The sequence below is a fragment of the Actinacidiphila sp. bgisy145 genome, from assembly GCF_057708125.1.
Genome location: NZ_JBYIRL010000010.1, coordinates 1 through 22,249, shown reverse-complemented (window position 1 = coordinate 22,249; position 22,249 = coordinate 1). Strand labels below are relative to the sequence as shown.

15 protein-coding genes are annotated in these 22,249 nt (G+C 73.4%); 7 read left to right on the top strand and 8 right to left on the bottom strand.

Features of this window, described 5'->3' with window-relative positions:
• Positions 1–170 precede the first annotated feature (170 nt).
• On the bottom strand, positions 171–1,295 hold the full coding sequence (locus AC3ERT_RS11160) for a C40 family peptidase (protein WP_435125026.1): 1,125 nt from the start codon (positions 1,293–1,295) through the stop codon (positions 171–173).
• A 312-nt stretch (positions 1,296–1,607) separates the two neighbouring features.
• On the opposite strand from AC3ERT_RS11160, the gene pcrA reads away from it, so the two are divergent.
• The gene (gene pcrA, locus AC3ERT_RS11155; RefSeq protein ID WP_335978153.1) at positions 1,608–4,103 is read left to right on the top strand and encodes a DNA helicase PcrA; all 2,496 of its coding nucleotides are present in this window, start codon (positions 1,608–1,610) and stop codon (positions 4,101–4,103) included.
• Positions 4,104–4,146: 43 nt separating this feature from the next.
• Here the strand turns inward: pcrA and AC3ERT_RS11150 are convergent, their stop codons facing one another.
• Positions 4,147–5,688 (bottom strand): M23 family metallopeptidase, encoded by a 1,542-nt coding sequence (locus AC3ERT_RS11150; RefSeq protein ID WP_435173845.1) that lies wholly within the window; start codon positions 5,686–5,688, stop codon positions 4,147–4,149.
• A gap of 139 nt (positions 5,689–5,827) precedes the next feature.
• Complete coding sequence (locus AC3ERT_RS11145) at positions 5,828–6,694, bottom strand: esterase/lipase family protein (RefSeq protein WP_435173843.1); 867 nt, start codon at positions 6,692–6,694, stop codon at positions 5,828–5,830.
• 329 nt (positions 6,695–7,023) lie between these two features.
• On the opposite strand from AC3ERT_RS11145, the gene icmB reads away from it, so the two are divergent.
• Positions 7,024–7,431: a coenzyme B12-dependent isobutyryl CoA mutase small subunit gene (gene icmB, locus AC3ERT_RS11140; protein ID WP_435125017.1), complete on the top strand. Its 408-nt coding sequence runs from the start codon at positions 7,024–7,026 to the stop codon at positions 7,429–7,431.
• Positions 7,432–7,440: 9 nt separating this feature from the next.
• Here the strand turns inward: icmB and AC3ERT_RS11135 are convergent, their stop codons facing one another.
• The 5 genes from AC3ERT_RS11135 to AC3ERT_RS11115 all read right to left on the bottom strand — a co-directional run bounded on the left by AC3ERT_RS11135 (position 7,441) and on the right by AC3ERT_RS11115 (position 14,447).
• Positions 7,441–9,408 (bottom strand): FtsX-like permease family protein, encoded by a 1,968-nt coding sequence (locus AC3ERT_RS11135; protein WP_435173841.1) that lies wholly within the window; start codon positions 9,406–9,408, stop codon positions 7,441–7,443.
• A 338-nt stretch (positions 9,409–9,746) separates the two neighbouring features.
• The gene (locus AC3ERT_RS11130) at positions 9,747–10,418 is read right to left on the bottom strand and encodes an ABC transporter ATP-binding protein (protein ID WP_435125011.1); all 672 of its coding nucleotides are present in this window, start codon (positions 10,416–10,418) and stop codon (positions 9,747–9,749) included.
• 108 nt (positions 10,419–10,526) lie between these two features.
• Entirely contained in the window at positions 10,527–10,892 is a 366-nt protein-coding gene (locus AC3ERT_RS11125) for a hypothetical protein (protein ID WP_435173839.1), read from the bottom strand.
• A gap of 416 nt (positions 10,893–11,308) precedes the next feature.
• A complete protein-coding gene (locus tag AC3ERT_RS11120; protein WP_435173838.1) occupies positions 11,309–12,871 on the bottom strand; it encodes a DUF5691 domain-containing protein in 1,563 nt (520 codons plus the stop codon).
• Between the two features lie 223 nt (positions 12,872–13,094).
• Entirely contained in the window at positions 13,095–14,447 is a 1,353-nt protein-coding gene (locus AC3ERT_RS11115) for an SWIM zinc finger family protein (RefSeq protein ID WP_435173836.1), read from the bottom strand.
• Positions 14,448–14,607: 160 nt separating this feature from the next.
• Between AC3ERT_RS11115 and AC3ERT_RS11110 the strand changes: the two genes are divergently transcribed.
• The 5 genes from AC3ERT_RS11110 (at position 14,608) to sucD (ending at position 22,186) form a co-directional block, all read left to right on the top strand.
• A complete protein-coding gene (locus AC3ERT_RS11110) occupies positions 14,608–15,744 on the top strand; it encodes an ATP-binding protein (protein ID WP_435125000.1) in 1,137 nt (378 codons plus the stop codon).
• A gap of 122 nt (positions 15,745–15,866) precedes the next feature.
• Positions 15,867–18,428, top strand: a complete 2,562-nt coding sequence (locus AC3ERT_RS11105) for a DUF5682 family protein (protein ID WP_435173943.1) — start codon at positions 15,867–15,869, stop codon at positions 18,426–18,428.
• Entirely contained in the window at positions 18,425–19,645 is a 1,221-nt protein-coding gene (locus AC3ERT_RS11100; protein WP_435124997.1) for a VWA domain-containing protein, read from the top strand. The genes AC3ERT_RS11105 and AC3ERT_RS11100 overlap by 4 nt, the downstream gene beginning before the upstream one ends.
• Before the next feature lie 462 nt (positions 19,646–20,107).
• Positions 20,108–21,280, top strand: coding sequence for an ADP-forming succinate--CoA ligase subunit beta (gene sucC, locus AC3ERT_RS11095; RefSeq protein ID WP_335978141.1), 1,173 nt, complete (start codon positions 20,108–20,110; stop codon positions 21,278–21,280).
• A gap of 21 nt (positions 21,281–21,301) precedes the next feature.
• On the top strand, positions 21,302–22,186 hold the full coding sequence (gene sucD / locus AC3ERT_RS11090) for a succinate--CoA ligase subunit alpha (RefSeq protein WP_335978139.1): 885 nt from the start codon (positions 21,302–21,304) through the stop codon (positions 22,184–22,186).
• The last annotated feature ends 63 nt before the right edge of the window (positions 22,187–22,249 follow it).

Sequence of the window (22,249 nt, the reverse complement as noted above, 5' to 3'; positions counted from 1 at the left end):
ACGGGAGGCGGACCACCTAGCGGGTTACCGTAGTCAACTTCAGCGGATCTCGGGGAGTTTGGATCGCAATGTGACCGAAATCGCTCTGTGACCTTGGGTTTTGCGGACTTGCTGATCGGACATCCGGGTCATGCGGTGGCGACCCGGACGAGACGGCCGACGCGCCCCTATTACGGGCGGACGGCCGCATAGAAGGTCATCTCGGTGATGGGCGCGATCTTCACCACGGTGCCGGTGTGCGGGGCGTGGATCATCTCGCCGCCGCCGATGTAGAGCCCGACGTGCTCGTCGTCGTCGAAGAAGACCAGGTCGCCGGGTTGGAGGTCGGACTCCGAGACCCGGGTGCCCACGTTCACCTGGTCGTAGGTGGTGCGCGGCAGGGTGACGCCCGCGGCCTTGTAGGCGGCCTGGGTCAACCCCGAGCAGTCGTAGGAGTCCGGGCCGGTGGCGCCCCACACGTACGGCTTGCCGAGCTGCTTGCGGGCGAAGGCGATGGCCTGCTCGGCGGCCGTCGAGGAGGACGTGGACGTGGACGTGGTGGCGGACGCGGTGGCGGCGGCCTTCGCGGCCTGCGCCTGCTTCGCCTTCTCCTGGGCGGCGATCTGCTCCGCCTTCTTCTTCGCCTCGGCCTCCTGCTTCGCCTGGAGCTCCGCCAGCCGCTTCTTCTCCTGCGCGGTGAGGCTGTTGAGCAGCTTCTGCGCCGCGCCGAGCTTCGTCTGCACCTCCTGCTTGGCGGACTTCAGCTCGCTCTGCTTGGCCGTCAGCGTGGCCAGGCTCTTGGCCGCCTCGACCCGCTGCTGGGTGACGGCGACCTGCTGGGTCTGGTAGGAGACGACCGCGGCCCGCTCGCGCTTGCCCATCACGTCCGTGAGGTGGATCTCGGCGGCGAGGTCCTGCGGGTTGTCCGACAGCAGGTAGCGGCTGGTGCTCATGTCGCCGCCGCTGCGGTACTGCGCCGCCGCGAACTCGCCCAGCACGCGCCGCGAGTCGTTGAGCTTCTGCGTCTTCTGGGCGACCTGCGCGAGCAGCTTGTTGACCTTCGCGTTCTGCGAGGTGGTCTGCTCCTGCGCCTGGTCGTACTTCTGGGTCGCCGCCTCCGCCTGCTGGTTGAGGGCGTCGACCTGCTTCTTGACCTCGCTGATCGACGGCTGCGCGGGCTTCGCGGGCGCGGGGGTGGCGCTCGCGCTCTCGCTGAGCAGCGTGACGGTGGCCAGCGCGGCGGTGGTGATCCCCACGGCCGCGCGCGGGCCGGGGGTGCTCAGGAGCGCGGTACGGGCCTTACGGTGCGTCGCCATGGCGGACGGACTCCTCTCGGACGCTGCCGGTTCCGGCTGGTGCGGCACGCTAGCCAAAGCCCGGCACGGCTGGGAAGGGCGATGTCCGATAAGGGTCGATACCTTTTCGTAATCTTTTGCCGAAGCCTCGCCGGCGTCACCCAGCGTGGCGAGCGGGCTACCCGGGCGAGGAGTTTCCTGTGCGTACGGCCTGCATTCGCTGTGCGCCTGCGGTGTGGTGGGGCCGCGCTGAGGCTGAGCCGGGGGAGTCCGCGCGGCGACTTCCGCGGACCGGCCTGAGCTGTCGGCGGTCGGCCCTAGACTCGGGAGGCGATGAGCAGCCTCTTTGACGACAGCTTCCTGGACGGTCTGGACGCGGCCCACGGGCCCGCCGACAGCGAGCAGCCCCCGCCACCGGACGACGGCCCCGGCGGCGAGGAGGTCCCGCACGACCTGTTCCAGGGGCGGTACGACGACCCGCCGGCACACGACGCGCACTACCGCAACGGCGCGCCGCGCCCCGTGCTCGACCCCGCGCAGCTCGTCGCGGGGCTCAACGAACAGCAGCGGGCGGCCGTGGAGCACCACGGCGGGCCGCTGCTCATCGTCGCCGGCGCCGGCTCCGGCAAGACCCGCGTGCTCACCCACCGCATCGCCCACCTGCTCGCCGCCCGCGACGTGCACCCCGGCTCCATCCTCGCCATCACCTTCACCAACAAGGCCGCGGGCGAGATGAAGGAGCGGGTCGAGGAGCTGGTCGGGCCGCGCGCAAACGCGATGTGGGTCTCGACCTTCCACAGCGCCTGCGTGCGCATCCTGCGCCGCGAGTCCAAGACCCTCGGCTTCACCTCGTCGTTCTCGATCTACGACGCCACCGACGCGCGCCGGCTGATGGCCCTGGTCTGCCGGGACCTGGACCTCGACCCCAAGCAGTTCCCGCCCAAGTCGTTCAGCGCCCAGGTCTCCAACCTGAAGAACGAACTGGTCGACCACGAGACGTTCGCCGCGCGCGCCGAGAATCCCTTCGAGCGCAAGCTCGCCGAGGCGTACGCGATGTACCAGGCCAGGCTGCGCGACGCGAACGCGCTGGACTTCGACGACATCATCATGACCACCGTCAACCTGCTCCAGGCGTTCCCCGACGTCGCCGAGCACTACCGGCGGCGCTTCCGGCATGTCCTCGTCGACGAGTACCAGGACACCAACCACGCCCAGTACACCCTGGTCCGCGAACTCGTCGGCACCGGCGCCGAGCCCGCGGACGGCGCCCCCGCCACGCCCATGGCCGAGCTGTGCGTCGTCGGCGACGCCGACCAGTCGATCTACGCCTTCCGCGGCGCCACGATCCGCAACATCCTCCAGTTCGAGGAGGACTACCCGCAGGCCCGCACCATCCTGCTGGAGCAGAACTACCGCTCCACCCAGAACATCCTCAGCGCGGCCAACGCCGTCATCGAGCGCAACGCCGGGCGCCGCGCGAAGAACCTGTGGACGCAGTCCGGCGAGGGCCCCGTCATCACCGGCTACGTCGCCGACCAGGAGCACGACGAGGCGCAGTACGTCGCCGAGGAGATCGACCGGCTCACCGACGCCGGCGACGCCCGCCCCGGCGACGTCGCCGTCTTCTACCGCACCAACGCCCAGTCCCGGGTCTTCGAGGAGGTCTTCATCCGGGTCGGCCTGCCCTACAAGGTCGTCGGCGGCGTCCGCTTCTACGAGCGCCGCGAGGTCCGCGACGTGCTGGCCTACCTGCGGGTGCTCGCCAACCCCGAGGACGCCGTGCCGCTGCGCCGCATCCTCAACGTGCCCAAGCGCGGCATCGGCGAGCGCGCCGAGGCGATGATCGACGCGCTCGGCCGACGCGAGGGCATCTCCTTCCCGCAGGCGCTGCGGCGCGTCGACGAGGCGTACGGCATGGCCGCGCGCTCGGCCAACGCGGTCAAGCGGTTCAACACGCTCATGGACGAGCTGCGCACCGTCGTGGAGTCCGGGGCGGGCCCGGCCGTCGTCCTGGAAGCGGTGCTGGAACGCACCGGCTACCTCGCCGAGTTGCAGGCGTCCACCGACCCGCAGGACGAGACCCGGGTGGAGAACCTCCAGGAGCTCGCCGCCGTCGCCCTGGAGTTCGAGCAGGAGCGGGAGGGCGAGGAGAGCGGGTCGCTCGCCGAGTTCCTGGAGCGCGTCGCGCTCGTCGCCGACTCCGACCAGATCCCCGACTCGCCCGACGGTGAGGAGGACACCGGCGGCGTGATCACCCTGATGACGCTGCACACCGCCAAGGGCCTGGAGTTCCCGGTGGTGTTCCTGACCGGCATGGAGGACGGGGTCTTCCCGCACATGCGCGCCCTCGGGCAGGTCAAGGAGCTGGAGGAGGAGCGGCGGCTGGCCTATGTCGGCATCACCCGCGCCCGCAACCGGCTCTACGTCACCCGGTCGATGATGCGCAGCGCCTGGGGGCAGCCCTCCTACAACCCGCCCTCCCGCTTCCTGGAGGAGATCCCCGACGCGCTCATAGAGTGGAAGCGCACTGGGCGGCCCCAGTCCGCCGGCTCGGGCGGCGGCAGCGGCTCCAGGGCGGCGGCGTCCGCCGCGTCCTCCGTCACCGCCCGCGGGCGCTCGGGCACCGGCGGCTTCGCCACGCGCCGCTCCGCCGGCGACCGCCCGGTGATCTCCCTGTCGGTCGGCGACCGCGTCACCCACGACCAGTTCGGGCTCGGCACCGTCATCGCCGTGACCGGGCGCCCCGGCGACGAGAAGGCCACCATCGACTTCGGCGACGAGCGGCCCAAGCAGCTCCTGCTGCGCTACGCCCCGGTCGAGAAGCTGTAGCGGGTCGCCCCGGCGGACCAGGCCGGGGGCCGGGGGCGCGCGGCTACCGCGGGTCGAGGCCGTGGGAGAGCAGCCAGGGCAGCGGGTCGATCGGGGACCCGCCGCCCGGCCGGACCTCCAGGTGGAGGTGCGGCCCGGTGGTGTTGCCGGTGTTGCCCGAGTAGGCGATCACCGTCCCGGCCTTGACCTTGCCGGACCGGATCTTCGTGCTGCTCAGGTGGCAGTACCAGGTCTCGGTGCCGTCCGGCGCGGTGACGATCGCCATGTTGCCGTAGGAGCTGTTCCACTGGGTGCGCACGGTGCCGTCGGTCACGGCCATCACCGGCGTGCCGACCTGCACCGGGAAGTCGATGCCGGTGTGCAGCGCCATCCAGTGCTCGCCGGACTGCCCGAAGTAGGCGCTCAGGCCCTTCTGCTTGACCGGCAGCACGTACTTCGGCCGCAGCGCCTCCTTGCGGGCGGCCGCCTCCTCCGCGGCCTTCTTCGCCGCCGCCTGCCGGTCCGCGAGGTCCACCCGCTCCTGGGAGCGGCTGGCGCGGGTGGCGAAGTCGTCGGCGTCCCGGCTCACCCCGCTCAACTGCCGGTCCAGCTGGGTGGTCGGCGCCTTGCCGGTGGCCGCGTCGGCGGTCGTCTTCGACGCGTCGTGGCCCACGCCGACCCCGCCGTACGCCGCCGCGCCGACCGCCGCGACGCCCATCACGGCCACCGACGGCACCCCGACGGTCAGCAGCGCCGAGCGGCGGGCCGGCTTGCGGCGGCGGCTGCGGGCGGTGGGCACCTCGTCGGCGGTGAAGTCGTGCCGTACCGGCGCCTCGTCGGCGGGCAGGTCGAACGCGAGGTCCGCGCCGAGCAGTTCGGTGTCGTCGGGGGCCGGGGCAGCGCTGCTGACCGTCGGGGTGCCGCGGGTAGCCGTCATGGTGGTGGTCGCGCCCACGGCCGCGGTGGCGGCGGCCGAACCGGGCGCGGCGGCAGGCGCGTCGAAGCCGGTGCCGTAGCCGCCGGCGGTGGGGCCGGCGGGCGCCTCGTACGCCTCGGGGGCCTCGGGGGCCGCGAAGGGCGCGGTCACCTGCTCGTAGATCCCGGTGTCGCCGCCGCTGTCGTAGCCGTAGCCGTAGCCGTCGTGGACCGGGTAGGCCCCGGAGTCCCACTCCTGCTGCTGCGGGTAGGCCGGCTGCTGGGCGGTCTGCCAGGCGGTGGTGTCGTAGCTGCCCGTGTCGTAGTAGGCGGTGCCGGTGGCCGGGGCGGCGTACGGGTCGTAGACCGGGTGGGCGCCGGTGTCGTAGCCGCCGACGGCGTAGGTCCCGGTGTCGTACCCGTTCGGGTCGTAGCCGCTGTGGCCGTTGTAGCCGTACGCGTACGGGTCGTAGCCGCCGGAGGGGGCCTGCTGCGCCGCGTCCGGGTCGTAGCCGTAGGCGTACTGCTGGTCGTACGGCGCGGCCTGCTGCGGGATGGGGGCGTAGCTGTAGCTGTCGGTCGTGTCATCCGCGTATGTGGTGCCGACAGTCGGGTAGGAACCCGAGGAGTAGGCGTCGTACGCGTGGGCGTCGTGGCCGGAGTCGTACTCCGACGGAGGACGTGGGTTCACCGCCAGCTTCTCTTTCGCCTAGGCAGCAGGAGAATTAGCGGCGACTGTAGCCCTCCGCACCGGCCGCGGACAATCTTCCGGCCCGACCTGGCGCCCGCCTTGCCCGGTGTTCGGTTGGTATTCGACCGTTATGTGTCCGTTATGCGGCGTCGATGGCGGCGGGCAGCGGGCCCGGTCCGGACAGGGCCCGCCTGACCTCCGCGGCCACCGAGCCGTGCACCGGCAGGGCCAGATGGCCGATCCCGCGGACCTGGATGTTGTCCACGGACAGGTCCGGGTGTTCGAGGCGCGCCGACTCGACGGGGATCATGAACTCGTCGAGGTCGCTCCAGAACGCCGCGAACCGGGTCCGGCAGCCCGGCGCGGGGGCCGCCAGCTCCGCCAGCACGGGCGAGCCGGGCCGCATCTGGCGGGCCAGCGGGTGGGGCGCCAAGGCGGGCACCGCGCGGGTGCCGGAGTGCGGGGTGCCCATGGTGACCAGGGTCCGCACCCGGGCGTCGCCGCCCAGCCGCTGGATGTAGTAGCGGGCGACCAGGCCGCCCAGGCTGTGGCCCACGATGTCCACCCGCTCGTGCCCGTTCTCCGCGCAGACCCGCTCGATGTGCGGGCCGAGCATCGCGGCCGCGGTGCGGATGTCGCCGGTCAGCGGGGAGTAGTTGAGCGCCTGGACCCGGGTCCAGCCGTGCCGCAGCAGCGAGCGGCGCAGCAGGGCGAAGGCCGAGCGGTTGTCCACGAAGCCGTGCAGCAGCAGGACCGGGGGCTGCCCGTGCCCCTCGCGCTCCGCGGGCGGGGCGCCCTGCGCGGCGCGCTCGGGGAGCATCCCGGTGGGATAGAGCAGCAGGTGCCCGGCGAACAGGGCGAGGTCGATGGCGGCGACCTTGGCCAGCTCGGCGCCGTGCCGTCCCCACAGCGCGTGACCGGGGATACGGTCCCGCCGGCCGTCGTCCGGGGCGTCGCGGGGTGTCGGCCCCGGGTCCGGCTCGCTTTCCGAGGACTGGGCGGCCATGGCCCACCTCCCGTCGCGGCGCCCGGGTCGTCGTCGAACCGGGTGCCCTCAGCGGGAGCCGGAGCGGGCGCCGTGCCGCCGCGCCCTGCGGCTCGACACGCGGCGGCACGACACCCTGGCTGCGGCTCCCGAAGGACGAGCCGGGCGTCCCCCCGGCTCCCGGCGTGTCCCTCGCCGGCCACCGCGGGCAGCCCCGGCCCTGGTCGTGAATGTGTCCCACTGTGTGATTTCCCCCTCGCCGCCTCCCGTAAAACTGTCGGGCGCGGCGCGCGGGCGCTAACGTTCGTTTACGCGGTACGGCCCGCGTCCCATGGTGAGGGAGGCAGCGAATGGGAGTGTCCGGACAGATCCGCGTGGTGGTCGCCAAGCCCGGGCTCGACGGGCATGACCGCGGCGCCAAGGTGATCGCGCGTGCCCTGCGCGACGCGGGCATGGAGGTCATCTACACCGGGCTGCACCAGACGCCCGAGCAGGTGGTGGACACCGCGATCCAGGAGGATGCCGACGCGATCGGGCTCTCCATCCTCTCCGGCGCCCACATGACGCTCTTCGCCAGGGTGGTCGAGCTGCTGCGCGAGCGCGACGCGGCCGACATCAAGGTCTTCGGCGGCGGCATCATCCCCGACGCCGACATCCCGCCGCTCACCGAACTCGGCGTGGCCGCGATCTTCACCCCCGGCACCTCCACGGGCGAGGTCGTCGACTGGGTCCGCGCCAACATCGGCCAACCCGCCTGACGTGCAGGGTCACTCCGCCCGCAGCAGCCCCGGGTCCGGCCGCCGCCCGGTCATCAGCAGCGCCGAGGGCGCCGCGGCAAGCATGCCCGCGACCGCGACGCCCCCCAGCACCAGCAGCGCGGCCGGGTGCGCCCCGACGTGGCCCGTGGTGATCCGGTCGAAGGCCGCGTTCAGCAGGAGGTCCACCCCGACCGCCAGCCCGCACCCGAGAGCCATCGGCAGGTTCAGGTACCACAGCTGCGCGCGCCTCAGCACGGCGGTGTCCGCGCCCGTCACCACCAACGCCGCCGTTGCCCGGCGTCGCCCCACCGCTGCATCACACCCGGTGACCACGAGAGTGACCAGCAACAGCACCCCGATCACCGCGGCCACCGCCAGCGTGACGATGCGGTACGGCGCCAAGCCCGCTTTCGATGCGGCGAGTTGGGCCGCCGTGCTGTCCAGCGACGCGGCGGGGTCGGCGGCCAGCACCCGCGATCGTACGGCTGCCTCCGTGGCCGACCCGCCGTCGGTGAGGACGAGCGTCGCGGCAGGGCGCGGCAGGGGCAGCCCGGCGAGGGCGGGACTGCCGGGTGGGACCACCACGTCGGCGGTGAAGGCCGCCGCACCGTCCACGTCGGGAAGCACCAGGGTCCGCGCGGGAACTGTCAGCGTCACCCGCGGCCCGGCCGCGGCGGGATCGGCCGCGTAGAGCATGGTGACGCGCTGCCCGGCGGCCGCGAGCGACGGGCGGTCCGGTGCGGCCAGCCGGAACGGACCGCTCGGGCAGTGCCGCAGTGCGTCCGGCCAGATCACTTTCAACTGGGCACAGTCGGCCACCAGTACGGAGACAGGTGACGGGACCTCACCCGGTCCGGCGGCCGGTTCCTGGTAGGTACGTAGCGGCACCGCACCGCGCACGCCGGGCAGCGAACCGAAGGGCAGCCGTGCCACTGCCGCAGACGGCTGCTCCACCGTCACGGCCTTCCCCGCCGGAGTGCGCAGCGTCCGGACCAGGAAATCGGTGGCCGCGTGGTCGTACGTCGACAGCAGCAGCCCGGCGGTGGACAGAGCCACCATCCCCACCACGAGAGCCGCGGAGGCCCGCGCGGTGTCGCCGAAGCCGCGCTCAAGTCGGCGGCCCGCCAGTTGGAGCGACAACCGGCGGGTGCGGCGGCCCCGCGTCGATGCCACCCCCCGTACCGCGAGGGGCAGCGCCAGTGGCACTCCGAGCAGGCTCAACACCATGCTGAGATAGAGCAGCGCGAGCGGCAGTGTCTGGTCGCCACCGGAACCGCCCTGGTGATGGAGCGTCAACCCGACAAGGATGAGCAGCCCGCCGACCAGCGGCAGTGCGGCACGCCATCGCAAGGGCCGCGGTTCGGCGGCGCGCCGGACCGCGTACGGGGCCGCCACCGCCCGGGCCGCGCCGCGTCGCGCGATGCCCACGCCGACCAATGGCAGCAGCAGGGTCGCAGCGATGCCGAACGCTCCCGGCCGCGCGTCGTGCGGGAAGAAGCTCAGCCATGGAACGGGCAGGAGTCGGGCCGGGAGGAAGAACAGCCACCCGGCCGCGACGCCCAGGGCGCACACGAACAGCACCTCGCCGGTGAGTACGGCACCGGCCTGTCTGCGGGTCGCACCACTGAGGCGCAGCGCGGCGATCCGTCGGTGCCGCCGTTCCGAGGAGACCCGCACACAGGCGCTCACCAGGATGGCGAGCGGGACGCAGACCAGGGCGGTCACCGCAGCCGTGGTGGTGTAGACCGTCTGCACCCGGGAGTCCGCGACCCTCCCGCCGACCGCGTCGTCACCGAACCCGAAGGCGCGCACCGCACCTTCACGTCCCTGGAGCGGGCTGTAGCCGACCCAGGCGGTCAGTTCGTCCGGACTGCCCAGTCCGGCGTCACCGATCAGTGTGTGATGCCCGCCGCAGTAGCGGCGGCGCAGTTGGTCGGCGCCCGGCGTTTCCATCAGCCGCGCGAGGGCGGGCGACACGACGCAGTCGGAAGGTGAAGGCAGCCGGCCCATGCCCGGCGGAGGTATCACGCGTCCGCCCCCTGGGGTGGTGCGATCCACCAGCACACGGCGGATTCGCGATCCCTGCCAAAGGTCGGTGTCCTGACGGGTCCATACGTATGGCTCGGCCGCCGTGCCTTCGCGTGTCGGCGCCATGGCCGCGGTGCGGTCGATCCGGGTGACGGCGATGTGCGCCGCGGCGCCTGTGCACAGCAGGGCGAACATGGCCACTGCCACGCCGAAAGCGGCGAGGCCGGTGCGCAGCCACGTCTCCTTGTCACCTCGCACTGCGTGCCGTACGCCGAGGCCGAGACCGTTCAACGGGTGCTCGTCTCCTCGGCGGTGACCTGGCCGTCCGCTACGTGCACGACGCGGTCGGCCGACTCGGCCACCCGCATGTCGTGGGTGACCAGGAGGACCGCGCTGCCCTGGCCGCGTGACAGCTCCCGCAGAGCGGTCAGTACGGTTCGGCTGCTGTGGCTGTCCAGTGCGCCGGTGGGTTCGTCGGCGAACACCACGCTGGGTCGGTGCACGAGCGCTCGGGCCACCGCCGCACGTTGCATCTGCCCGCCGGACACCTGCCCGGGGCGGCGGCCGCCCAGCGCGGCGATGCCAAGGGACTCCAGCATCGCCGCGGCCCGGCGTTCGGCTGCTCTGCGTCCCACGCCCGCGAAGCGCAACGGCAAGGAGACATTCTCCAACAGGCTCAACTCCGCGACCAGTTCACCGAACTGGAAGACGAACCCGAACTTCGTCTGGCGCAGTGCGCTGAGCTGGTCGTCGTCGGCCCGGTCGATCCGGAAACCGTCCAGGTCGACCGTGCCCTTGTCGGGCCGGACGATACCCGCGAGGCAGTGCAGCAGTGTGGACTTCCCGGAACCGCTGCTCCCCACCACGGCGACCATCTCGCCGTCCCGCACGTTCAGTGAGGCACCGGACAGCGCACGGTCGTCGCCGTAGGCGACATACAGCGAGTCTGCACGCAACACGGGCGGCTCCAAGGACGTTCATCGCGGGCGGTCACGCCGGGCACCCGCTGACCGAGCCCCCGAAACTCCGGACCCGGCGAGCATATGTCCGCCGGGTCCGGAGTGCTATCAGGGGATGTTCCAGTGGTATGTCGACGAGCAGTTGTCCGGTTCGAGCTGGACATCTCGGCAGACGCGGAAGTAGAGGTCTTCGAACGACCCGTCTCCGTTCTGTCGAGCATCGACCACCGATATGGTACTACCGTTGCCCTTGCTGTTCCGCAGGTGCACATGGCCGAACCCGTCCTGCCACCAGTCGACGTACACCGAGTGGCTGTCTCCGGAAGTGTCGGAGAGCGAGCAATTTATCTGTGCGTGATCATCGTGGATGAGCACCTTCCACGTGTAGAACGAACACGTGGCCCGTGCTCCGGTGGTGCTGCGCGTGACCGCTGAGGATTGTGCCGCGGACGCCTCGGTGACGGTGAGAGCCATCACCCCTGCGGTCAGAGCCGCTGCGAGCGCAAGGCGACGAATCATCTATTCCCCCCTGGCATAGTTCGTCCCATGGGTTGCCGGAGTTCTGTGGCTCCTGCCGCCCATGTGCCGATCAGATTCGGAATGACATTATCCGTGCCCCGTTTTCTGCGCAAGCAAATAGCGATTTCGTCAGGAGGTGCGGGCTGGGCGTCGGGAGGGGGCTTCCGCTCCTGTCAAGCGTTCTTTCGGGCGACGCTGGCCGGATTTTCGCCAATCCGATGGCCCGGAGGGTCGGATTCCGCGCGCAGGCCGTCCGGATGGAACCATTCCGCTGCTCCGAATTGAGAAAAAGCGGAATGGTGGACTGTTTCTTCGGGCATCGAACCGGAATCGCTCGCGTGCGGTTTTTTCGCCGGTCGACGGCAAATCGGTTACTGGAGTGAGAGGAGTTCCTCGGCCATCAGGGCGCGCAGGCGGAGGGTGGCGGTGAGGCGCTGGAAGGCTTCGGACCAGTAGGCGCCGGCGCCGGGGGAGCCGTTGGGGGACTCCTCGGCGGCGGCGCTGAGCAGGGCGACCTGTTCGGCGCAGCCGGGGTCGAGGCAGCGCTCGGCCAGGCCCATCACGCCGCTGAAGCTCCACGGGTAGCTGCCACCGTCGCGGGCGATGTCGAGCGCGTCGACGACCGCGCGGCCGAGCGGGGCGCTCCACGGCACCGCGCACACCCCGAGCATCTGGAACGCCTCGGACAGGCCGTGCGCGGCGACGAACCGCGCCACCCAGGCGGCCCGTTCGTCCGCCGGGAGGATCGCGAGCAGCTTCGCGGGATCACCGATCGCCGCGACCGGGCCGCCCCGGGCGGAGGGTGCGCCGAGCAGGGCCCGCGCCCAGGCGGTGTCGCGCTGGCGGACCGTCGCCCGGCACCACGCCGCGTGCAGGTCGGGCTGCCAGTCGTCGAGCACCGGGAGGGCGACGATCTGCTCGGGGGTGCGCCCGCCGAACCGCTCGGGCCAGGTCGCCAGCGGTGCGGCCTCCACCAACTGGCCGAGCCACCAGGCGCGTTCGCCCCTGCCGTTGGGCGGCTTCGCGGTCACCCCGTCCCGCTCCATGGCCGCGTCGCACGCGTACGGCGCCTCGACGGTGATGCCCTCGGGGGCGAGCGACACGCAACTGCGGGAGCGCTCCGCCATCCGCCCGGCCAGCGCGGAGGCGGGCAGCGCGGAGAGCAACTCGGCGGCCGTGGCCCGTACGTTGCGGCTGCGGTCGGTCAATGCCGCTTCCAGGAACGGTTCGTCGGCCGCGGACAGCCCGGTCCGCAGCGCGTCCATGAACATCAGCCGGTCCTCGGCGCGTTCACCCCGCCAGGTGGCGGCGAGCAGCGCCAGCGCCCCGGCCGGGTCCGCCTGGCGCAGCCGGGTGAGCAGGGCCACCCGCTCGGCGAACAGGCCCTCCTCCCACAGCTGTGCGCGGGCGGCGGAGCCGGCGACGGCGGTGCCGGCACCCACCGCGCCGCCGCCGGCCCGCAGCGCGAACCTCCACTCGGGGTTCAGCTCGGCCAGCCACAGCGCGCGCGGCCCGGCGAAGGCCAGGGCGTCCGCCCGCAGGTCCGTACGCGCCCGGGCGATGTCCAGCAGCGCGGGCAGCAGGGCGGGCGGCGCCGCGTAGCCGCGGGCGCGGGCCGCCGCGAGCCACTGCGGCAGCAGCTCCAGCAGATTGGGCGCCGCGTTCTGCCGGCTGCGGCCGCCGCCGGTCAGCATCGACTCCAGCCGGCGCCGGGCGGCGTCGGGCAGGCGCGGGCGCGGGTCGGCCGCCACGGCCTTCGGCCGCGGCCCCGCGGTGCCCGGCCGCAGCCCGGCCCGGCGCCGCACCACGCCCACCGCGGCGGCGTCCAGCAGGCCGACGGCCGCCTCCTGCGCGTCCCCCACCACGCCCGCGGGCCGCCGCCGCTCGGTGCCGAGCAGCGCGCTGCCCACCAGGTCCTCCCACGTCCCACCCATCGGGTCCCCCTTCTTTCCGCTTCCTCTGCTGCCGTTCTGCCGGGTGCCCGCCCGCGTTTCGAAGGGGCGGCGCCGCGGCCTGTCGGGTCTGGTCGGTCGGATCTGGTCGGTCTGGCCTGGTCTGGTCCGGTCGGTCGTGTCTCGTCGGTCGGCCGGTGCGGCCGGGGCCGGTCGGGCCGGCTGGTGCGGTGCGGTCGTGCGCGGTCCGGACGTGTGCGGGTGGTCAGGGCAGCACGGGGGTCGGCGCAGGCGTGTCGGCCGACCACGCTGTGAGCGGCTTCGCCCCCGCAGGCGTCAGCTCGGCGAAGACGGTGAGCGGGTGGCCGCCGGACAGCGCCGCCAGGCGCCAGGGCGCGGGGCCGGCCAGCGGTACGGCGTCGGTGCCCGCCGTGTCGGCGAGCTGCCAGCGGTCGGGCCCGGGTATGGGCACGACGCCGGAGAGCAGGACCGGCCAGGCGTCCATCCAGGGGTCGTCGGCGAGCGCGGCGCCGTACGCGTCGAGCGCCGGGCCGATCGCGGTGCCGGCCGGGACGGCCGCCGGGGAAGCGGTGGTGGTGCGGTGCGGGCCGAGGGCGGCGCGCAGCGGAACCGCCGACGGGTGGTAGGCGAGCTCCGCCTCCAGCACGACGCCGACCGGGAAGGCGAGTTGGGGTGAGCGGCCGGCCGCGCCGAAGGACAGCACCAGGGCGAACCGCCCCGAGGCACCGTCCCGCAGCCAGATCCGGCGGGTCGTCAGGTCGTCGGTCGTGTCGTACTGCGCGAGGACCAGCCACCGGCCGGGCACGGTCGGCCCGGCGAGCAGCTCCGCGCTGTCGACGGTGAACCCGACCCGCGCCCGCAGGGTATCCACCAGCGGCCCCGGCAGCCCCTCGCGGCCGAGGAACCCGCGCGCGAGCAGGTGCAGCAGCGCGGTCTCCTCCAGCATCCGCGACGGCCAGTCGCCGCCCGACGCCGGTATGGTGCCCAACTCCCGCACCCGAGAGGCCAGTCCGGGCGCCTGGGCGTCCACCATGCGGGCCGCTGTCTCCTCGAACGCGCGGTGCCCGGCGCGGTCCGCCCCCGCGAGCCCGCCGCGCAGCAGGTCGGCGAGCCGCTGCTCCAGCTCCGCGGCGCCGCCCTCGACCCGCACCGCCCGCCGGTCGGCGCGCCGGCGGGCCGCCTCCGGGGCCGCTGGTCCGGCGGCACGGGCCGCGCCGGCAGCCGCCGCCGCGGCCTCCTCCTTCTTGCGCCGCGCGGACACCCACTGCTCCACCCACTCAGGCTCGGTGCCCGCCGCGCCGGCCGCGGCTATCGGCCCCTCCGCACCGCCGGCCCACAGGATCAGCAGCGCCAGCGCGTGCTTGCACGGGAACTTCCGGCTCGGGCAGGTGCAGCGGTACGCCGGACCGCGGGTGTCCACCGCCGTCTGGTACGGCTTGCTGCCGCTGCCCCTGCACAGGCCCCACACCGCTGTGCCCGCCGCCCCCGTGCCGGACCACGGCGCGGGCGACGCGAGCTTCGCGCCGGCCTTCCGTGATGCGGCGTCAGGCGCCAGCGCGAGCACCTGATCCACCGTCCACCGCGTTTCCGTCTCCATGTCACAGACCGTAGATCCCCCCTCTGACAATCGCCATGACCTGTGGAAATAGCGCTGGGTGACCGATTGTCAGAGGTCGGGTGCACAGTGGGAAGCACACCGAACGAGCACGCGGCGGGCAGGCCGCCGTGCAAGCGAGTGGGGGAGAACCGTGTCGCTCTTGTCCGAAACCAGCAGCACCACCAGCAGCACCACCGGCGGCGCCGCGCCCGGCACCGAGCAGGCCCTGCGGCCCCACGCGGAGGACTCGTTCGCCGACGAGCTGGCCGCGCTCGCCGCCGCCGACGACCGCATCCGCCCGGCCCGGTGGAAGCTGTCCCCGTGGGCCGTCGCCACCTACCTGCTCGGCGGCACCCTCCCCGACGGCACCGTGATCACCCCGAAGTACGTCGGCCCGCGCCGCGTCGTCGAGGTCGCCGTCACCACCCTCGCCACCGACCGCGCGCTGCTCCTGCTCGGCGTGCCCGGCACCGCCAAGACCTGGGTCTCCGAACACCTCGCCGCCGCGATCAGCGGCGACTCCACCCTGCTGGTCCAGGGCACCGCGGGCACCCCCGAGGAGGCGATCCGCTACGGGTGGAACTACGCACAGCTGCTCACCCACGGCCCCACGCCCGCCGCCCTCGTGCACAGCCCGGTGATGCGCGCCATGGCCGAGGGCCGCATCGCACGGATCGAGGAGCTGACCCGCATCCCGGCCGACGTGCAGGACACCCTCATCACGATCCTCTCCGAGAAGACGCTGCCCATACCGGAGTTGGGCACCGAGACCCAGGCCGTGCGCGGCTTCAACATGATCGCGACCGCCAACGACCGCGACCGCGGGGTCAATGAGCTCTCCAGCGCGCTGCGCCGCAGGTTCAACACCGTGGTGCTGCCGCTGCCGGCCACCGCGGAGGAGGAGGTGGACATCGTCTCCCGCCGCGTCGAGCAGCTCGGCCGGGGCCTGGACCTGCCCGCCGCCCCGCGCGGCGCCGACGAGATCCGCCGCGTGGTCACCGTCTTCCGCGAGCTGCGCGGCGGCGTCACCGAGGACGGCCGCACCAAGGTCAAGTCGCCCTCCGGCACGCTCTCCACGGCCGAGGCGATCTCCGTGGTCACCGGCGGGCTCGCGCTCGCCGCCCACTTCGGCGACGGGGTGCTGCGCGCGGGCGACGTCGCCGCCGGCATCCTCGGGGCGGTGGTCCGCGACCCGGCCGCGGACCGCCAGGTCTGGCAGGAATACCTGGAGACGGTCGTCCGCGGGCGCGACGGCTGGAAGGACTTCTACCGGGCCTGCCGCGAGGTGTCGGCGTGACGGCCCCGGCCGGCGCGGCGATCGGGACGGACGCGAAGCCGCCCGGCGCCTCGCCCGATCCCTCGCCCGCGGCAGGGCCGGCGCCCCGCCGCGGCCGGTCCGCCCGCACCGCCGACGACGTGCTGCTGCTCGGGGTACGGCACCACGGTCCCGGTTCGGCCCGCGCGGTGCGGGCCGCGCTGGACGCCTACCGCCCGGAGGCCGTGCTGATCGAAGGGCCCCCGGAGGCCGACGCGTTGACCGCGCTGGCCGCCGACCCGGCGATGCGGCCGCCGGTCGCGCTGCTGGCCCATGTGACCGACGACCCGGCGCGCGCCGCGTTCTGGCCGTTCGCCGAGTTCTCCCCCGAGTGGGTGGCGATGCGGTGGGCGGCCGAGGCGGGCGCGGCCGTGCGGTTCATCGACCTGCCGGCCGCGCACACCCTCGCGATGCGCGCCCCCGAGCCGCCCAAGGACCCGGGCTCCGGCGAAGATCCCGGCCCGGGCCAGGGCGCAGCTACGGACGGCAGCGCGGACACCGGCACGGACGCGGCACCCGACGGCAGCACGGACACGCCGTCCGCCGCCGAGCCACCCGCCGCCGAGCCGCCCGCCGCCGTACGGGTCGACCCGCTCGCCGTGCTCGCCGAGACCGCCGGGTACGACGACCCGGAGCGCTGGTGGGAGGACGCGGTGGAGCACCGGGACAGCGCGGAGGGCGCCGACCCCCTGGTGCCGTTCGCCGCGGTCGCCGAGGCGATGACCGCGATCCGCGCCACGTACGGGGACGGCGGGGACGACCGCGACCCGTTGCGCGAGGCGCACATGCGGCTGCGGCTGCGCGAGGCCCGCCGGACCTACGCGCGCACCGCCGTGGTGTGCGGCGCCTGGCACGTCCCCGCGCTCGCCGGGCCCGCCACCGCCGCTGCCGACCGGCAAGTGCTCAAGGGCCTGCCGAAGGCGAAGGTCGAGACCACCTGGGTGCCGTGGACCCACCGCAGGCTCGCCCGGGCCGGCGGTTACGGCGCGGGCATCGACTCCCCCGGCTGGTACCAGCACCTGTTCACCGCGCCCGACCGGCCCGTCACCCGGTGGATGACCAGGATCGCCGGCCTGCTGCGCGAGGAGGACCTGCCGGTCTCCTCCGCCCACGTCATCGAGTCGGTGCGGCTGGCCGACACGCTCGCCGCGATGCGCGGCCGCCCGCTGGCCGGCCTCGGTGAGACGGTCGACGCGGTGCGCGCGGTGATGTGCGACGGCTCCGAGGTGCCGCTCGCCCTCATCCACGACCGCCTCGTGGTCGGCGACGCGCTCGGCGAGGTCCCGCCGGACGCGCCCGCGGTGCCGCTCGCCCGCGACCTCGCCCGCGAGCAGCGCCGGCTGCGGCTCAAGCCCGAGGCGCTGGAACGCGAACTCGACCTCGACCTGCGCAAGGAGACCGACGCCGGCCGCAGCCGCCTGCTGCACCGGCTGCGCCTGCTCGGCATCGACTGGGGTGAGCCGGGCAGCGCGCGCGGCGGCAAGGGCACCTTCCGGGAGAGCTGGAAGCTGCGCTGGGAGCCGGAGTTGGCGATCCGCGTCGCCGAGGCGGGGATCTGGGGGACCACCGTCGAGGCCGCGGCCGGCACCCGCGCCCAGGAAGCAGCGGTCGCCGGGGCGACCCTCGCCGATGTCACCTCCACCGCCGAGCGGTGCCTGCTGGCGGGGCTGTCCGGCGCCCTGCCCACGGTCATGCGCGTACTCGCCGACCGCGCGGCCCTCGACGCCGATGTCGCCCACCTTGCCGCGGCCCTGCCCGCACTCGTCCGCGCGGTCCGGTACGGAGACGTCCGCGGCACCGACTCCGCCGCCCTCACCCGCGTCGCGGCCGGCCTCGCCGAACGCGTCCGCATCGGCTTCCCGCCGGCCTGCGCCAACCTCGACCGCGACGCCGCCACCGCGCTGCGCGCCCACCTGGACGAGGCGCACCGCGCTGTCGCCCTCCTCCCCGCGCCCGACACCGAGTCCCCCGGCGCCGAGTCCCCCGACGCCGAGCCGGACACCGTGCCCGCCGACGCGGCCCCCGACGTCGCCGGACTGCGGGAGCGCTGGGCCGGGATGCTCCGGACCCTCGCCGAACGGGACGAGTCGGTGCCGGGGCTGCTGCGGGGCGCCGCGGCGCGGCTGCTGCTCGACGAGGGCCGGCTGGAGGAAGGGGAGGCGGCGCGGCTGATGGGGCTGGCGCTGTCGCCGGGCACCGCACCGGCCGAGGCGGCCGGCTGGGTCGAGGGGTTCCTCGCCGGCGGCGGCATGCTCCTGCTGCACGACGAACGGCTGCTCGGGCTGGTGGACGGCTGGCTCGCCGGGGTACCGCAGGAGGCGTTCACGGACGTGCTGCCGCTGCTGCGGCGGACGTTCGCGGAGTTCGAACCGGGCGTGCGCCGCTCGGTGGGCGAACTGGTGCGGCGCGGACCGGCTGCCGCGCACCGGCCGCGGGCGGCGGGCTCCACCGGGGAGGCGGGCCTGCCCGGCTTCGGCGCGGAGCTGGACCGGGCCCGCGCGAACAGGGCGGCCAGGACCGTACGGCTGCTGCTCGGCCGCGGCGGCACCACCGGCCCGGCCGAACTCGATGAACCCGATGAACCCGATGAACTCGAAGCACCGGACGGAACAGGCGACGCGCAGACGCGGACGCAGCCGGCCACCCGACAGGGAGCACCCGCATGACCGACACGACCGCGCCCGCCACCGCGCCCGTCGCCGCGCCCGCCACCGCGGCCCCCGCCGGCACCGCCGACGCCGAGGAGCGGCTGCGCCGCTGGCGGCTCGTCCTCGGCGGCGGCCCGGCCGAGGGCACCGGCTGCGAGCTCAGCGGCCGCGACGCCGCGATGGACCGCACCCTCGGCGCGCTCTACGGGAGCGGCCGACCCGGCCAGGGCGAGAGCGGGGGAGCTGAGCGCTCCGCCGGGCTCGGCGGTTCGGCGCCCCGGGTGGCCCGCTGGCTGGGCGACATCCGCACGTACTTCCCGAGTTCGGTGGTCTCGGTGATGCAGCGCGACGCGATCGACCGGCTCGGCCTGTCGGCGCTGCTGCTGGAGCCGGAGATGCTGGAGGCCGTCGAGGCGGACGTCCACCTGGTCGGCACCCTGCTCTCCCTGAACCGGGCGATGCCGGAGACCACCAAGGAGACCGCCCGCGCGGTGGTCCGCAAGGTGGTCGCCGACCTGGAGAAGCGGCTCGCGAGCCGGACCCGGGCCACCCTGACCGGCGCGCTGGACCGCTCGGCGAAGACGTACCGGCCGCGCCACCGCGACATCGACTGGGACCGCACCATCCGCGCCAACCTCCGGCACTACCTGCCCGAACACGGCACCGTGGTGCCCGAACGGCTGGTCGGCCACGGCCGCGCGGACCAGGCGGTGAAGAAGGACGTCGTGCTGTGCATCGACCAGTCCGGCTCGATGGCCGCGTCCGTGGTGTTCGCCTCCGTGTTCGGCGCCGTCCTGGCGTCAATGCGCTCCATCGCCACCCGGCTGGTGGTCTTCGACACCGCCGTCGTCGACCTCACCGACGCGCTCGACGACCCCGTGGACGTGCTCTTCGGCACCCAGCTCGGCGGCGGCACCGACATCAACCGCGCCCTGGCGTACTGCCAGTCGTTGATCACCCGTCCGGCCGAAACCGTCGTGGTGCTGATCAGCGACCTGTACGAGGGCGGCATCCGCGACGAGATGCTGCGCCGGGTGGCCGCGATGAAGGCGTCCGGTGTGCAGTTCGTGGCGCTGCTCGCGCTGTCCGACGAGGGCGCGCCGGCCTACGACCGCGAGCACGCCGCGGCGCTCGCCGCCCTGGGCGCACCTGCGTTCGCCTGTACCCCCGACCTGTTCCCGGAGATCATGGCCGCCGCGATAGAGAAGCGCCCGCTGCCCATACCCGAGCCCTGACCGGCGGCCCGCCTGTGCCCGCCTGTGCCCGCCGGCGCCCGTCGGTGCGCGCCCGTACGCGCCCGTACGCGCCCGTGCCCGGACCGTGCCCGGACCGTGCCCGGAGGGGCCCGGACGTGCCCGGAACGGTCAGCTCCGGGCACGCCCCGCCCGACCGTTCGGCCCGCTCGTCCCGGGCCGCCCGGGCCCGCCCGGTCCGCGGAAAGTTGTGACCGTTCTCACCGCGTCCATGTGAGGCACGATTTAGGACGCCACGGCCCGCGGCGATAACCTGCAAGACGGACATGCCGCGTACTCGGTCACCGTGTGCGCTTCCCTTGTGACTGCGCACAGTCGCCCTGCCCGTTGCGGCACGCCCAGCCGATCAGGCGGCGCTGCACTTTTGGCGGCAGCCGCCTGCGAGACGCTGAATTCCGGGCGATGCCCGAGGAATCCAGAAGACCAAAAGGGAGACGGACGCGCGTGGACCTGTTCGAGTACCAGGCGAGGGACCTCTTCGCCAAGCACGGTGTACCGGTGCTGGCCGGTGAAGTCATCGACACGCCTGAGGCGGCGCGCGAGGTGGCGGAGCGGCTGGGCGGCCGGGCGGTCGTCAAGGCACAAGTCAAGGTCGGCGGCCGCGGCAAGGCCGGCGGTGTGAAGCTCGCCGCCGACCCGGCCGACGCGGTGGCGAAGGCCGAAGCGATCCTCGGCATGGACATCAAGGGCCACACGGTCCACAAGGTCATGCTCGCCCAGACCGCGGACATCAAGGAGGAGTACTACGTCTCCTTCCTGCTCGACCGCACCAACCGCACCTTCCTCGCCATGGCGTCCGTCGAGGGCGGTGTCGAGATCGAGGTCGTCGCCGAGGAGAACCCCGACGCGCTGGCGAAGGTCGCGGTGGACGCGCTGGAGGGCGTGACCCCGGAGAAGGCCGCCGAGATCGTGGCCGCCGCGAAGTTCCCCGCCGACATCGCCGACCAGGTCGCGGACGTGCTCCAGCAGCTGTGGACCGTCTTCGTCAAGGAAGACGCCCTGCTGGTCGAGGTCAACCCGCTGGTGAAGACCGGCGAGGGCAGGATCGTCGCGCTCGACGGCAAGGTCTCGCTCGACGAGAACGCCGCCTTCCGGCAGCCCGAGCACGAGGCGCTGGAGGACAAGGCCGCCGCCAACCCGCTGGAGGCCGCCGCCAAGGCCAAGGGCCTGAACTACGTCAAGCTCGACGGCCAGGTCGGCATCATCGGCAACGGCGCGGGCCTGGTCATGTCCACCCTGGACGTCGTCGCATACGCCGGCGAGGAGTTCGGCGGTGTGAAGCCCGCCAACTTCCTCGACATCGGCGGCGGCGCCTCCGCCGAGGTGATGGCGAACGGCCTGGAGATCATCCTCGGCGACCCGGACGTCAAGTCCGTCTTCGTCAACGTCTTCGGTGGCATCACCGCCTGCGACGAGGTCGCCAACGGCATCGTGCAGGCCCTGGAACTGCTCGCCTCCAAGGGCGAGGAGGTCACCAAGCCGCTGGTGGTCCGCCTGGACGGCAACAACGCGGAGCTGGGTCGCAAGATCCTCTCGGACGCCGACCACCCGCTGGTGCAGCGCGTCGACACGATGGACGGTGCGGCCGCCAAGGCCGCCGAGCTGGCTGCGAAGTAAGGGAAGAGGACTCAAGACACCATGGCTATCTTCCTGACCAAGGACAGCAAGGTCATCGTCCAGGGCATGACCGGCGCGACCGGCATGAAGCACACCACCCTGATGCTGGGCGACGGCACCAACATCGTCGGCGGCGTCAACCCGCGCAAGGCCGGCACTACCGTCACCTTCGAGCAGGGTGACGTCCCGGTCTTCGGCTCCGTCAAGGAGGCCATGGAGGCCACCGGCGCGGACGTCACCGTGATCTTCGTACCGGAGAAGTTCACCAAGAGCGCGGTCGTCGAGGCGATCGAGGCCGAGATCCCGCTCGCGGTCGTGATCACCGAGGGCGTGGCCGTCCACGACACCGCCTCGTTCTGGGCGCTCGCCCAGGCCAAGGGCAACAAGACCCGGATCATCGGCCCGAACTGCCCCGGCCTGATCACCCCCGGCCAGTCGAACGCGGGCATCATCCCCGGCGACATCACCAAGCCGGGCCGGATCGGCCTGGTCTCCAAGTCGGGCACGCTGACCTACCAGATGATGTACGAGCTGCGCGACATCGGCTTCTCGTCCGCGGTCGGCATCGGCGGCGACCCGATCATCGGCACCACGCACATCGACGCGCTCGCCGCGTTCGAGGCCGACCCCGACACCGACCTGATCGTCATGATCGGCGAGATCGGCGGCGACGCCGAGGAGCGGGCCGCGGCCTTCATCGAGAAGAACGTGACCAAGCCGGTCGTCGGCTACGTCGCGGGCTTCACCGCGCCCGAGGGCAAGACCATGGGCCACGCCGGCGCCATCGTCTCCGGCTCCTCCGGCACCGCGCAGGCGAAGAAGGAGGCCCTGGAGGCCGCGGGCGTCAAGGTCGGCAAGACGCCGTCCGAGACCGCGCGGCTGGCCCGGGCGATCCTGGCGGGCTGACCCCGCCCGACCGCACGACCCGGCTCAGCGGCCGGTGGCGGGGGGGGGGGGGGGCGGGGGAGG